The organism is Pedobacter sp. MR2016-24 (assembly GCF_026239655.1).
Taxonomy (GTDB): domain Bacteria; phylum Bacteroidota; class Bacteroidia; order Sphingobacteriales; family Sphingobacteriaceae; genus Pedobacter.
In genome coordinates this window covers 141,696-156,947 of record NZ_JAPIVO010000004.1, presented here as the reverse complement: position 1 = coordinate 156,947, position 15,252 = coordinate 141,696, and the positions used below count along the sequence as shown (strand labels likewise).

The following is a 15,252-nucleotide window of genomic DNA, read 5'->3' as shown; positions in this document are numbered from 1 at the left end:
TGACTACATTGACAGAAAACAATAAATAAATGGAAATCACAGAATTAGCGAAGGCTTTTCATCATTCTAAATTAAGACTTACAGAACAGGAAAGCAATTTACTCCTTGTACATAAATTAATTAGTGATCTGGCACAGGATGAACAAACATTCGATTTACAACTGGAGATCAAAGGATTAAATAAGGAGGTTAAAATTCAGGATACATTGATTGAGGACAGAAAAGCTGAACTGGGTATAGTTGAAGCCAGCCTGCTGGAACTGATTAAAGACAAGGCGGTGAATGAGAAGACCGTTGTTTTTATCGCAGACGAAAGTTATGTTGAATTTTCGAGGAACAAGGCTCAAGGCATCGCTATGACAGGACCTTTTAAAAAATAATTTGTAGCTGATTATAATAGCCTGAATTATGATCAGCTATAGGCTTTAGTAAATATCCAGATAGTCTGTCAAATCGATGCACGTAAAACTTCCGTCAGCTTCCTGCAGATAGCTGTTAATTGAATGATGTAAATGGATAGCATTGGAGTGGTGGGATTGATCTATTGCCAATGAAGATTTATAAAATATTTTCCACTCCAGCGAAGGCAGTTCCACTACCATTGCCATTTCTTTAATTTCTTCAAAAGCCAGCGCCTTTTCGTCGTCATAGTTGAAGTGAAAAACATCGGGATCAGATAAATCGACGTCACATATATCATTATAACGGAGAACATCTTCGGCCATATATGTCGCTAAAGCATCCAGTTCCTCTAAAGTAGGTTTTCTCCAGAAAGCACCTGTATACTTCTGCGTCTCCACATCATCCAGCAAAACCTCACTCGTCGCAGGAACTTTTTTAGGATCCTTTATGACTTCAAAAATTTGAAACTTCAGACGGTTGAGGGCTTCGGCCAGTTCTGCAAAATTTGCTACAACACTATCCAGTTTTGCGCTCTGGTTTTCAGAAGCAGCTATAACTTTCATTGTTTCGGCCACATCGTGCAATTGTGAGAGGAGTAGATGAATGGGATCACGCATATTTTTTGTTTTAATGAAGGAATTTCAAACACAAAATACACATTATTAATAAATATTAATATAGAGGTTAATAATTATTTTTATATAATTCAAAAGCTATCAATAAAACCGCTTTTGAACAAGGTATTTCCCCTTTCAACATCTCCTATCTCAAAACAGCATATCAGGTATCAAAACGCCAGAAGAGTAGAAATTGGTAAATAAAATTTTAAACGAGTTCAAAATCTTGGATACCTTTCTCTTCTCCGTTGATGATAACAGAAAGCTGATGAATGCCTGTGTGGAATTTTCTGGTGGTAATGAGCTTAAATGACTGTTTTCTATGTATCCGCAATTGTTCGTCCTGCTGGAGGAGTCGCTCACTAATCTTAAAGACCTTTCTTGCCAGGTGACCTTTAGCTTTCCTGTAATACAATCCATACTCCAGCCTCACCAAATGCGCCGCCGGATTATCATTTCTAATCGCAAAGGTAAATTCGACACTCTCCGCTATCCTGACTACCGGGCTTAGTATTTTAAAGTCCAGGAGCGTGATCTGTTTACTTTCCAAACCATATTGCTGGAGTACTAAAGGATGACCCTGTTTTAAAAGTGTTCTCAGACCATGTTTCACAATGGCATCAGTTTGTTTATTGTCCCCCTTCCATCTGGAGGCGATAGCAATTACAATGTCCGGATTATCCTTGGCAATATCATTCAGACTATTGGCTACACTTCTCCTCACTGATGCTGAGGGATCATTTTTTAAATTTTCCAGTATCGGAAGAATTGGGGCAGGATTTTTTTTAAGCGCGGGAATGGCCATTGCCCATGGCAGGCGTGGTCTGCTGCCTTCACTGGCTAAGCGACGTACCTTTGAATTTTCATGGGTAGACCAAATGGTCATCCGGGCAATCATCTGATCGCCATACTTCAGAATAAATGGCCTTACTGCAAACTCACAGCTCACGAACTGAGTAACGATTTCAAGAGCCTTAACTGCATTTTCGAAATCATCTATTCCATAAATTTCGACATAATCAGCCAGAAAAATCATGGCCAATCCATCCTCGCCAAAACCATCAGCTCTTAATCCGGTGATCAGTTTTTCAATCAATATTGCTGCTTCAGAGAATCTGGCAGGCATAAATGCATGAAAGGTTCTTGTGGTGTGTTTCATCCGCTCCTTCCACTCCCGTGCCTCGAACTGATCATCATAGATGAGACTGATAAACTTTTGTTTTTCAAAGGAAGGAAACACAGCGCTCATTGAATTCGCAAACTTGTTATAAAACGATTGACAGTATATATCTTTGATTGCACTCATAAGTTTATGGTTTTGATACCATGATTAAATTTTCATTTAAATTAGCTTTATCCTGATGAGTTAGCTAATTTTAATAAACAAAAAAGATAACCATATGAATACTAAAACATTAAAAAAATCATATCTGCTGATCTTATGCAGTTTAATGATGTCGATCACAGTTTTGGCTCAGGGCAATAAAGAACAAAGGGTTAGTCCGGCTACAGTGGCCAAAGGCACTATCAATGGTGCAGCAGTGACTATAAATTATGGCAGTCCGGCTGTTAAAGGGAGGAAAATATGGGGGGATCTTGTTCCTTACAATAAAACATGGAGAGCCGGGGCTAATGAAGCAACCACTATTACGACCGACAAAGCACTTAAGATACAGGGAAAAACACTGCCTGCTGGCAAATACAGTTTATATGTAGTTCCGGGAGAAAAAGAATGGAAGATCATCTTCAATTCGGAAACAGGTCAATGGGGTATCAAACGTACAGGTGAAACTACTGACGATGCGACGAAAGATGTATTAACTGTAATTGCTAAACCAGTTAAATCTGCCAAAATGAATGAGCGTTTGGTTTACAGTATTGCCAAAAATGGATTTACAATTTCCTGGGAGAACTTAACAGTTCCTGTGATTTTTAAATAAATTTAAAAATTGCAGCTTATATGCGGACAATTGCTGAAAAAGGCAACAAATTATAAACAACTGTAAATCAAATGGATATTTAGAGGTAAAATATATACCAAAATTGTAGAATTTCATTATATTGCTGTCTAATCAACTCTAATATGACCAAAATTCTACTCAGAACCACATTTATCCTGGCCTTACTGTTTTCAAATAACCTGATTGCTCAGGTTTTGAAAGGAAAGGTTACTGACACGGCCGGAATGGCAATTCCCGGCGCCACATTACAGGTGATAGGCCTGAAAATAGGCACATCAACAGATGCTAATGGTGCGTATGCCCTGAAATTCCCGAATGCGGGCAGCTTTAAACTAAGGGTCTCTTTTACGGGATCCCAAAGCATAGAAACTGATGTGCAGATTGACAACGCTACGAGAACGCAGGATTTCACGCTGCAGGATGCCAAGACCACCCTGGATAACGTGGTAGTAATCGGATCCAGATCTTCGGTACCGAGAACGAACATACAAAGTCCTGTTCCGGTAGATCTGATCACGACCAAAGATGTAAAAAGTTTTGCGCAGGTAGATCTGACACAAATCCTGAATTATGTGGCGCCGTCTTTTAGTTCTAACAGGCAAACGGTATCTGATGGAACGGACCATATTGACCCTGCCTCACTGAGAGGGCTGGGGCCGGATCAGGTGCTGGTATTGGTAAATGGTAAACGCCGGCATACTACAGCACTGGTTAACATTAATGGTACTTTCGGTCGCGGATCCGTAGGAACAGACTTAAACTCTATTCCGGTAGCCGCCATAGAGCGCATCGAAGTTTTACGTGACGGTGCAGCAGCACAATACGGCTCTGATGCAATTGCAGGGGTAATCAACATTGTCCTCAAAAAAGTAACGCCTTATAGCTTCTCTACTTCCTTCGGACAATCAGACTCTAAAACTCTAGGCCGCGAATTTAGCGATGGACGTACCTTTCAGGCGGACTTCAGTAAGGGCTGGGCTTTTAAAAATGATAAAGGTTTTATCAATTTTGCTGGTCAGTATATCAAGCGCGATTTTACCAACCGCGGCGGTTTAGATACACGTCCGCTTTTATATTCGGGCAGCCCGACAAAAGGTGCTACGGAAACGGAAGCTGCTTATCAGGCAAGATTTGCGAGTCTGAAAGCCGCTGATGATGCAAGAGCAGCAGCGAACGGACTGGACAGAAACAATATGCGTGTAGGAAACTCCGATTCCAAAAATGGAGGTGCATTTTTGAACGGCCAATACAATTTCACGAAAAATACAGAGCTGTACTTCGCTGCAGGCTATACCCATAAAACAGGTAGTGCGGCGGGTTTTTACCGTTTACCTACGCAGACCACCCAGATTGACCTGAGCCTGTATCCTAATGGATTTCTGCCTTTAATCGACACCAAAATCAACGACCTTTCATTTTCTGCCGGTCTGAGAGGCAAAATCGGCACATGGAATTATGATCTGAGTAATACGAGCGGGGAGAATAATATCAAATTTGACATCAATAATACGGTGAATGCCTCTTTACCGATTGGCACAAGTCCCACTTCCTTTTATGCGGGTGAATTATTGTTCAGACAAAATACCACCAATCTGGACCTGAACAAAAAATATGATATTGATGGGGGTTTCTTAACTTCATTGAATACTGCATTTGGCGGGGAGTTCAGAGTTGATAACTACCAGATCAGACCGGGTGAAGAACTTTCTTATTCTTTTGGTCAGCCTTCAAGAGGTATTCCGGGAAGATTGGCAGGTACAGCAATCACTGCTGCAGGAGCACAGGTATTTCCGGGTTTTAATCCTAATAATGCAATCAATGAATCTCGCAACAACAAAAGTCTTTACGCAGATTTCGAAGCAGAGTTTGGTCCGAGAGTTTTACTTGAAGCTGCGGGACGTTATGAGAACTACAGTGATTTTGGTTCTAATTTCTCTTATAAATTTACCGGTAAGGTGAAATTATTCGGCGATATCTCTTTACGTGGTGCCTATGCAACAGGCTTCAGGGCTCCATCATTACACCAACGTTATTTCAACAATGAAAGTACGCAATTCGTAGCCAGCTTACCTACACAAGTATTAACCGTAAACAATGACAATCCAATTGTTTCGCAGTTTGGCGTAGGCTCTCTAAAACCGGAAATTTCTAAGTCGGGCAGTTTGGGCCTGGCCGGCAGGATCAAAACATTCACCTTTACTATAGATGCTTACAACATCGATATTAAAGACAGGATCGTTTTCTCCAGCCAGTATGCAAGAGAGCGTAACAGCGCAGGCGCTTTAATAGCGGGACCGGTAAATGACATCCTGAATACAGTGGATCCTAACGCACAGGTAAATAGTGTGCAGTTTTTCACGAACGCCATCAAAACGAACACTGCAGGTCTTGATGTAGTGTTAACCAACAGATTTACCTTAGGCACTAAAAGCAATTTACTGTTGAGCGTTGCCGGTAATTTAAATAAAACTGTAGTCAGGGAAGTGAAAGGTTCTCCGGCTATAGAGGGGAATGCTACCTTAAAAGCTAAGTTATTCGATCGTTTAGAGCGTTCACGTTTCGAAAGTTCAGTACCAAAAAACAAACTTAACCTTACTGCTAACCTCACTTTAGATAAGCTCAGTTTTGTAGCGAGAACGGTACGTTTTGGTGAAGTGACTTACCTGAATGCGGTTGACCCTACCATTCCGGCAAATAATCTTCCGGTTGAAATGGATCAGACTTTTACGCCTAAATGGGTATCAGATTTTTCTGTGAGTTATGCAGCAAATAAGAGCCTGACAGTAACGGTTGGCGCCAATAATATTTTTGATGTGTATCCTGATGAGTTATATATCAGTCCGAGAAACAATGAGGATAATTTAAGCGGCATTGCCGGCCAGACTTATTCCGGTTCCCTGGATAATACTTCAAATGGACGGTTTTTGTATCCAAGAGCGGTAAGTCAGTTTGGTTTTAGTGGTCGTTATGTATATGGTAAGATTGCTTATACCTTTTAACTTTAGCATTAGCATAAATGAAATGGCCTGCTGATTTAATTAGCAGGCCATTTCATTTATAAATAAGATCAGATTAATCCTTCACTCACACATCTGGAAACCAATTCCCCGCTGCTCTTCACCCCTGCTTTCTGCAGGATATTTCTGCGGTGTGTATTTACGGTATGGATAGAGACGCAGAGTTTGGAGGCAATCTCCTTACTTGCCAGTCCACGGGCAATCTGACAGACAATTTCCTTTTCCCGGCGACTAAGCACAATAGACCGGGCGGGCGGCTTCTCATTGTTTAGCACATCGAGATAAACATATTGCTGTTCACCCGTAATAGATGCCACAATGGCCTGATAGTTATTGACCTTAGTGAGATGACTGATATTGGTATGGATGTTTAGCGCCCTGGCAAAACCGCCGTACTGATCTGTGGTAAGAATAACCGACTGATGCTGAAATAACTGATAGCTGTGATCAGGCATTTTCATCCGGAAGCAATAACTGTTTTTAAATTCTTTCACGCGACTGCAGCCTATGTGGTTATACAAATAATCCAGCACCGTGCTTTCGGCTTTAGCTACATAATCGATGTCATCCGGATGGATTCTGTTAATGATATCATCAAAGGTTACTGATTCGGGAGCCAGGCCCAGCACAGACAATACCGAATGACTCATATATTTAATCTGCCGGTCGTAAAAGTCTACGATATAATAATAATGAGGTCCCGTGCAAAGCATATTCGACAGCAGTTCATCAATCAGAATTTCTTCTGAAAAAATAGCTTTAGTAGTTATTACCACATCCATTTTATCCCAAACGGAATGTAGTATATCTTTATTTGTTGTCATAATCAGGATGATTATAATAAAGATATATGATAATTTTTTCATAATTAAACGATTACATAAATAAATATTATATTATTCATAACTTACCCTTATCTAATTACAGAAGAACAAACACACCAAGTTTTTCTTCTAATAGCTATTAAATGTTATTATAAAGTAAAGAGTTGTTTTTATCGCCTGTAAATTGAGCCGGCGCTTTGAATCTCTTTAAATTGCGGACTTATCAGATTTTCTAAAGATATGCCACCAGAAGTAACGGCCGGCGCAGGTTCCAAACTGCGGCTGACCATAACAAGTTTCGTCACCTTTACCTTTATCGGCTATTTCACCATAGGTTTAGCCTTGGCTGTATTGCCTGTTTTTATTCACCAGGATCTGGGATACAGCACGATGATAGCCGGTATTGTAATTAGCATACAATATGTGACCACTTTTCTCTCCCGTGGTTATGCAGGAAGTATAGTAGATAAAAAGGGACCAAAGCCAGCAGTATTGATGGGGATGCTTGGTTTTATATGCAGCGGGATATTACTTTTCTGCGCTTATCTATTTAGGGATATGCACGGATTAAGTCTGGCTTTACTGGTTGTGACACGCTTAATGACCGGTTTTGCCGAAGGACTGATTGGGGCAAGTCCGGTTAACTGGGCCATACTGGCCGTAGGGGATGAACATACAGGAAAAGCTATTTCATTTAATGGCATCGCTAGTTATGGAGCACTTGCGGCCGGAGCCCCATTAGGGGTTATTCTGCACAATAGCTTTGGAATTGGCAGCATTGGCCTGTTGATTATGGTCGTTGGTGCCATTGGCTTCTTTTATGCAAAAAGCAAGACAGGATTAAAAGGAAATAGCGATGTAGCCAGACAGCCTTTTCTCAAAGTACTGAAAACGGTGTCTCCCTATGGAATCTGCCTTGCACTTGGAGGATTAGGATTCGGTACCATCTCTACTTTTATCACTTTATATTATGCTTCTTTAAACTGGACAGGTGCCGTATTATGCCTGTCTGTTTTTAGTATCCTGTTTATTCTTGGAAGGGTTATTTTTGGCCGTTCAATAGAATTACATGGCGGTATGAAAACAGCTGTATACTGTCTTGCATTGGAAACAGCGGGACTCCTCATTTTATGGCTGGCAAATGTTCCTCATGTAGCATTGATTGGTGCAGGGATTACCGGTCTGGGATTCTCATTGATCTTTCCTGCCTTAGGTGTTGAAGCAGTGAAACTAGTTCCTGCATCAAATAAAGGTGCAGCCCTGGGCGGATATGGATTATTTATTGATCTGTCTCTCGGTATAACAGGCCCCCTGGTAGGCGGGATAGCAAGTCGTTTTGGAATGGGCTATATTTTCCCTTTTAGCATGGGAATGGTATTTACAGGCTTTTTACTCGCCATTATGTTACAGCAGCAGCAAAATAAGGTAGGTCCGGCTTAACTTCAGCCCTATTTTCTCTGCCGTTTATCTCTCAATCCATCGGAAGGACTACTTACCTTTACATAAGTTGGTTTGGACGCTGGTCTCTGCCCTGGCTTTTTAGCCGCGGCAGTTGCTGCATTATCTATATTGATCTTTACCGACAAGGTGCGGTCTCCCAGGGGTTCGCCATTCAAAGCCGACACCACTTTTTTTGCTTCTTCCCTATTTTTCATTTCTAGGAAAGCATAACCTTTACATATACCGGTTTTTTTATCCCTGACAATTTTTATTGTACTGACGTTACCATGTAAACTCACCAGCTGAACCAATTCAAGTTCTGTCATGTCAAGAGGAAAGCCCCCGACAAATATTTTTACTAATGCTGGAGCGGGATTAGTTTTTGGCGCGTTCATATCAATAAAGGTTACTATTTTTTGTTTTTATACGCTGAATGATGCTAATAATAAGCTTTTATTCGGGTCTTCAAAGTTAATAAGTTAACATAATTATTTGTCAAAAAAGAAGGTAAATTGTTTCAAAAAATTTATTTGTATGGTTTCCCCCGGATCAACTACTTTAGCCCAAGCGCAATTTGCCACTGATTCCCATTTCCAGACCGCGAATTTCGGCGAGTGCCTTCAACCTGCCAATAGCTGAATATCCCGGATATGGCTTCTTAACCAGATCATCCATCATCAAATGTCCGTGATCCGGCCGCATTGGAATCCTTCTGTTTTCTCTGTGCATTAATTCTACTGACGCTTTTACCAGTGCATACATGTCGGCATCACCTTCCAGGTGGTTTGCTTCAAAAAAGTTTCCTTCTTCGTCTCTCTCAGTACTTCTCAGATGTAAAAAGTATATTCTTGAACCGAGCCTCCTGATCATTCCGGGCAGATCATTATCCGCTCTTGCCCCATAGGAACCGCTGCAGAAACAGAGACCGTTGGACTTTGCCGGCACTTTATCCAGTATATAATGCGCATCATATTCAGTACTCATAATCCTTGGCAAACCTAAAATAGCGTATGGCGGATCGTCCGGGTGTATAGCTAACTCCATTTCATAATGATCTGCGGTTGGCGTAATATCCGACAAAAACAAGCACAGGTTTTCCCTTAAAATAGTTGAGCTGATGTTTTTGTAGCCATCCAGCAAGGTTAATACCTGCTCAGGTCTGAAGCGGTCTTTACTGCCGGGCAAGCCTTGTAAACAGGTATTCATCAGCTCCGCTTTTTCCTCTTCAACCAGATTTGCAAAATGACTGGTTGCCTTTGCTATTTCCACTGCTGTATAATCTGCTGCGGCATTGGGTCTTTTCAACAGAAACAAATCGAATGCAATAAAGGCAGCCTTTTCAAATCTAAGCGCGAGCGCACCGGTTTTTGTCGGGTATTTTAGATCCGTCCGCATCCAGTCGACCACAGGCATAAAATTATAAGTAACGACCTTAATTCCGCAGCTGGCCAGATTTGCCAGACTGATTTTATAATTATTAATATAAAGCGCATAGTCGCCCGACCTTTTTTTGATATCTTCATGTACAGGCAGGCTTTCTACCACGCTCCATATCAGTCCAGCCTGTTCAATGTCCTTTTTCCTCTTTTGAATTTCGGCTACTGTCCAGATTTCTCCAACAGGAATCTGATGTAGGGCAGTTACCACTCCTGTGCATCCAGCCTGCGCAATGTCAGCTAAACTCACGATATCCTCAGTACCGTACCACCGCATTGTCTGAATCATATTCATCATATATCTATTTAGTAGAATGCAATCGATTAATGCTCATTTATCAGTCTTTATCGATTCAATATTACAAAAAAGTACAACATTAAAAAAATTTAATGCAATCGGTTGCAAATTGGATTTTAATTTCTACATTTATCATAACCAAATATCCTTAAGGGTGTTGCGTATACTACTAATCATTCAGCAGCAACTTGAGATAATTTTAACTGCAGTACCTAAACTGCAAATAAATAAACCTATATGAACAAACCTGGACAAAAAAAATTGTCAAAAGGTGTATTGTTGCTCATCCTCCTGCTGGCAATATCACCTACATTACTTTTCGCACAGAACCTCCTGAAAGGGAAAGTACTGGACGAGAAAAACCTTCCCTTACCCGGGGCTGGTATTAAACTGAAACTATCCGGCAAATCTACCGTCACAACGGACGATGGAAGTTTTAGCATTAGTGCTCCCGCGAATGAGAAGACACTGATTGTATCCTTTATCGGCTATCCTTCACAAGAGATAGACATTAAAGCCGGTGTTACGGTATACAATATCACACTGAATCAGGATTCCAAAAACCTGAATGAAGTAGTGGTAATAGGTTACGGCACGCAAAAACGGCGCGATGTGACCGGATCCGTTGTTTCCCTGAGTGGTTCGGCTATTAAGGAGGTTCCTGTAGCCAACATCCAGCAGGCCTTACAAGGCAGAATGGCGGGTGTTGAGGTTCAGTCTGTAGGTACCCGGCCCGGTGCCGGAGCACAGATCAGGATCCGTGGTGAACGGTCTATCAATGCATCTAATGATCCTTTATTTGTGGTGGACGGCATTCCATACGGGGGTACACTGAATGATATCAATCCTGATGATATTGCCAGTCTTGATGTATTAAAGGATGCATCTGCTACTGCCATCTACGGATCACGTGGTGCAAATGGTGTGGTGCTGATTACAACCAAACGCGGAATTGCCGGTGATACACGTGTGGCCTTTAATTCTTACTATGGTGTAAGTAAAATTACACGGAAATATAATGTATATGATGCTGATCAATACAAAGCACTGCGCGATTATTCCATTTTTAATCAGGATTATCTTGCAGATGAGAAACAGGGGATTACAGAAGGCAGAAATACAGACTGGCAGGACCTGATGTATAAAGACGGGTATATGACCGACAATAACCTGACTATTTCTGGTGGTAGCGAGCAGAGTCAATTCTCTGTGGGTGGTGGTTATTTTAAACAAACATCATCTTTGCCCGGTCAGGATTTTACCCGCGCTTCCATGAAAGCCACCGGTGATTTCAAGATCGGGAAATATGTTAAAGCGGGTTTTAACAACTTAACGAATTACAGCATCACCAACGGTTCACAATTTGGTTTGAATGTGTTTCCGCTCTTAACACTTAGTCCGCTCAGCTCGCCCTATAATCCTGACGGCAGCGTGAATAAAAAACCGGCAGGTAACCTTGACGACCTGAACACGACTTACAGTCCGCTGATGTTGCTGACCAACAACAATCAATGGGTAGACAGGGTACGCCGCTTCCGTACTTTCAATAGTATCTATGGGGAAGTACAAATTTTAGAAGGCTTAAAATACAGATTAAATGTCGGGCTTGATTTCAATCAGGAAGAAGGTGCCCAGTTCAGGGGAACGGACAGTTATTTCAGACCTGCGCTTGGAAATACAGCAGCAGTGAATAACGGTACGGGAACAAAGTATTCCTTAGATAATATATTGACATACGACAAAACTTTTGCGAAGAAACACAGGGTATCTGTTACCGCATTGTTTGGATTTGAGCGCGAGCAGTATCACAATACTACTGTAAGCAAAGATTCTATTACTGCTGATTTTGTACAGTGGTATAATTTAGGTCAATCTGCGGTAGGCCCGGTAGCCATACTTGGTGGCGGTGAATCATCTGCCACATTAATGTCGATGATGCTGAGAGCAAATTATATCTATAATGATAAGTATATGCTGACCCTGACGGGTCGCCGTGATGGTTCTTCAAGATTAGGGGAAGGAAATAAATGGAAAGAATATCCCGCTGTTTCTGCAGGATGGAGTATTACGAATGAGGAATTCATGAAGGAACTCAAAGTGATTTCGAACCTGAAATTAAGAGCCGGTTTCGGTGTGACTTCCAATCAGGCAGTACCCGCATACAGTACGCTGGGCGGAGTAGCATCCAATGGCGTACGCTATAATTACGGTCCCTCTTCTCAGATTGGTTATTACGTAACTAAAATTGTGGATCCAAAACTGGATTGGGAATATACCAGGACTACCAATCTGGGTCTGGATTTTGGTATCCTGAATAACCGGATATCCGGCAGCATTGACTGGTACACTGCTAAAACCGATAAATTACTTTATGGCGTGCCCCTGCCCCCTACTTCAGGAATTTCGGAGCCCTACTTAACAAATATTGGCAATGTAAATAACAAAGGCCTGGAGGTAGCACTATCAAGTCAGAACATCACCACTGCAGGTGGCTTTTCCTGGGGAACGGACCTGAACTTTTATTTTAACAGGAACAAACTGGTGGCCCTGAACGGAAATACGACGCAGGTTACAAACGCCCAGTTATTTGTAGGGCAGCCGCTCACAGCGATATTTGATTATAAAAAGCTGGGTATCTGGCAAACAGAAGAGGCCGGAGAAGCTGCCAGTTATGGTTCTGTACCGGGACAGCTGAAACTGGAAGACCACAATGGTGACGGTAAAATAAGTGTTGATGATAAATATGTGATCGGGAATGCACAGGCTAAAATTCAGGGTGGTATGACCAACCGTTTTAGTTATAAAGGGTTCGACTTCTCCTTTGTGGTTTATGCACGTTTCGGCGGCACGCTGATCAGCCAGGTTCACCAGCCATTAGCCGGTTATCTGACCATTAATGATGGCAGAAGGAACCAGCTCGCTGTCGATTACTGGACACCCACTAATCCTACCAATGCGTTTCCTTCACCAAATGTAGCAGGAGGTCTGATTGCCTCCCCCTTAACGAGCGATGCCTGGTCTACGCTGGGGTATTATGACGCCAGTTTCATCAAAGTAAGAAGTATCAATTTTGGCTACTCTTTTACCAGCAAGCTGACTGAAAAACTAGGTGCACAGAAAATAAAGGTTTATATAGCCGCACAAAACCCCTTCATCCTGTATTCACCCTATGTTAAAGCCGGGGGTTTAGATCCTGAGGCGACAGGCACAGGTAACCAGGGGGTGGCCGACCCGGGTAATATCTCTAACAGGGCACTGACTATCGGTGCGACCTTACCTGCAACGAGGTCATTTTTGGCAGGCTTAAATGTTACTTTCTAATTGTTCATCATTTTTTTGATATGGAACCCTCCTGATCTTTTAAAAATCACAATTCGAATGATGAGATTATGATAGCTTCATCACCATAAAAAACAAAATTTAAACAAATGAAAACAAGATACTTTACTCCATTCATTATACTCTCACTACTCCTCGTTTTGGGAGGATGTAAAAAAGCTTTAGAGGAGCACCCCTACACTACCTTCACCACAGATTATTTTAAGACTGCGGAAGGACTCCAGGCGGCCATCAATTCTGTTTATGCTGGAATGCGGTATGATTATGGTCCGATCGGCGCAGTTTTACTGGCAAATATGGGCACAGATGAATTTACCTTTGGTGACCAGGGTAACTCCGGACAGACGCTGGAGCTTGGCACTTACCAGATTCCCCCTACAAATGGCTCCATACTTACGCCCTGGAACAGAAATTATTCCAATATCAACCTCTGTAATGCCATACTGAAATTTGCACCCGATGTGAGTATGGGTGATCCCGCAAGAAATGTAATTATGGCGGAAGCGCGTTATCTGCGTGCACACTATTACCTGTTACTCGTTGAACAGTTTGGCGCCGTGCCGCTTGACCTGGGTTCGGGCGACCTGGTATTTACAGATGTGGCTTATTATGGTTTTAACCGCTTACCCTTTAATGATATCCTGAAGAAAGACTACCAGGCAATGATTGACGACCTGAGTTTTGCCAGTCAGAACCTTCCTGTAGCGAGACCGACAAATGCTTTCAGGCTTTCCCAGGCTGCAGCTCTCCATTTGCTGGCCAAAGTATACCTCTATCGTGGTTATTCTGATGTAAAAGAATCAACTGATTTCAATAACGCTTATAAAACAGCGATGGAATTGATCACTAACAAGGTTAAATATGGTACAGATCTGCTGCCCGACTATAGTCTTGTTCATAAACAGGGCAATGATTACAATAAAGAGATTCTGTATTCGGTAGAGCGACTGCCGTTAAATAACACCAACAACGAAACGCCAAGTCCGGGAACTGATTTTGCCAACAAGGTGAACCTTGCCAATAATCTGTTCAATGCGAATTACCAGAACGCGGCTACTGTAGGAGGTGTTTCCCTGATTGACGACAGACCCCTGCAGTATGGTCGTCCCTTGAGGCAGCTGGCACCAACACCATTTGTTTATAATACCGTATTTGCAGATAAGGTAAACGATAGTCGTTTTGACTGTACTTTCAGGGTATTATGGCGCGTAGCTACTTTACGTACAGGTGCAGAACTGGAGACCTTTAAGACCAAACTTGCCGGCGTTGGCTTCGCTTTGGGTGATACAGCGATTTACCTGGCCCCTACTGATGCAAGAGCCAGTCAGCTGAAAGCGGCAGGAAAAAAATATAAAGTTATCGGTCCCTCAGAATATTATACCAATCAAAACAAAACGAATCAGCTTTACCCGAACCTGAAAAAGTATGATGACAGTGTGCGTAATAATTTCCAGGATGTCTCTGGTCGCCCTTTCATTGTGGCCAAACTTTCAGAAGTATACCTGATGGCGGCCGAAGCTGCTTTACAGGATGGTCATCCGGCAGATGCGGTTCCACTGATGAATGTGCTGAGAGAACGTGCTGCATACCGTGCTGGTTTAACAGCCGGTCAGCTTGCGGCAAGGAAAGCGGTCATGACTATTAATTTAGCCCAGATTAACCTGGACTTTATCCTTGATGAGAGAATCAGGGAGCTCTGTGGCGAAAGCCTGCGCTGGCCCGATCTTGCCGTGCGTAAGAAACTACAGGAAAGAGTTCGGCTGCATAATCCGGATGGGGCACCGAACATAAAAGATTTTCATCTGCTGCGCCCTATTCCACAAGATCAGATTAACAGTGTGGTTGATCCCGCTGGTGATCCGAACAGAAATAAATACCAGAATCCAGGTTATTACTAGCCAGCAATTAAAACAAAAGA

General features: G+C 42.2%; 11 protein-coding genes. 6 read left to right on the top strand and 5 right to left on the bottom strand.

Annotation, left to right across the window (positions count from 1 at the left end; genetic code table 11):
- The first annotated feature begins 29 nt into the window (after positions 1-29).
- A complete protein-coding gene (locus OQX62_RS11865) occupies positions 30-380 on the top strand; it encodes a hypothetical protein (protein WP_265831750.1) in 351 nt (116 codons plus the stop codon).
- A gap of 45 nt (positions 381-425) precedes the next feature.
- Here OQX62_RS11865 and OQX62_RS11860 read toward each other — a convergent pair whose 3' ends face one another.
- Positions 426-1,019: a hypothetical protein gene (locus OQX62_RS11860; protein WP_265831749.1), complete on the bottom strand. Its 594-nt coding sequence runs from the start codon at positions 1,017-1,019 to the stop codon at positions 426-428.
- A gap of 208 nt (positions 1,020-1,227) precedes the next feature.
- Positions 1,228-2,325 carry a DNA alkylation repair protein gene (locus OQX62_RS11855; protein ID WP_265831748.1) on the bottom strand — a complete coding sequence of 366 codons (1,098 nt, stop codon included), beginning with the start codon at positions 2,323-2,325 and terminating at the stop codon, positions 1,228-1,230.
- 94 nt (positions 2,326-2,419) lie between these two features.
- Here OQX62_RS11855 and OQX62_RS11850 point away from each other — a divergent pair, with 94 nt between their 5' ends.
- On the top strand, positions 2,420-2,959 hold the full coding sequence (locus OQX62_RS11850) for a DUF2911 domain-containing protein (RefSeq protein WP_265831747.1): 540 nt from the start codon (positions 2,420-2,422) through the stop codon (positions 2,957-2,959).
- Positions 2,960-3,102: 143 nt separating this feature from the next.
- Positions 3,103-5,979: a TonB-dependent receptor gene (locus OQX62_RS11845; RefSeq protein ID WP_265831746.1), complete on the top strand. Its 2,877-nt coding sequence runs from the start codon at positions 3,103-3,105 to the stop codon at positions 5,977-5,979.
- 68 nt (positions 5,980-6,047) lie between these two features.
- Here OQX62_RS11845 and OQX62_RS11840 read toward each other — a convergent pair whose 3' ends face one another.
- Positions 6,048-6,821, bottom strand: coding sequence for a LuxR C-terminal-related transcriptional regulator (locus OQX62_RS11840; protein ID WP_265831745.1), 774 nt, complete (start codon positions 6,819-6,821; stop codon positions 6,048-6,050).
- Positions 6,822-7,061: 240 nt separating this feature from the next.
- On the opposite strand from OQX62_RS11840, the gene OQX62_RS11835 reads away from it, so the two are divergent.
- Positions 7,062-8,261, top strand: a complete 1,200-nt coding sequence (locus tag OQX62_RS11835; protein ID WP_265831744.1) for an MFS transporter — start codon at positions 7,062-7,064, stop codon at positions 8,259-8,261.
- 8 nt (positions 8,262-8,269) lie between these two features.
- Here the strand turns inward: OQX62_RS11835 and OQX62_RS11830 are convergent, their stop codons facing one another.
- Positions 8,270-8,656 (bottom strand): RNA recognition motif domain-containing protein, encoded by a 387-nt coding sequence (locus tag OQX62_RS11830; RefSeq protein WP_265831743.1) that lies wholly within the window; start codon positions 8,654-8,656, stop codon positions 8,270-8,272.
- A gap of 163 nt (positions 8,657-8,819) precedes the next feature.
- Entirely contained in the window at positions 8,820-9,995 is a 1,176-nt protein-coding gene (gene uxuA, locus OQX62_RS11825; protein ID WP_322973749.1) for a mannonate dehydratase, read from the bottom strand.
- A 237-nt stretch (positions 9,996-10,232) separates the two neighbouring features.
- Between uxuA and OQX62_RS11820 the strand changes: the two genes are divergently transcribed.
- Both OQX62_RS11820 and OQX62_RS11815 read left to right on the top strand, forming a co-directional pair.
- Complete coding sequence (locus tag OQX62_RS11820) at positions 10,233-13,316, top strand: SusC/RagA family TonB-linked outer membrane protein (protein WP_265831742.1); 3,084 nt, start codon at positions 10,233-10,235, stop codon at positions 13,314-13,316.
- A gap of 107 nt (positions 13,317-13,423) precedes the next feature.
- Positions 13,424-15,232: a RagB/SusD family nutrient uptake outer membrane protein gene (locus OQX62_RS11815; RefSeq protein WP_265831741.1), complete on the top strand. Its 1,809-nt coding sequence runs from the start codon at positions 13,424-13,426 to the stop codon at positions 15,230-15,232.
- Positions 15,233-15,252 lie beyond the last annotated feature (20 nt).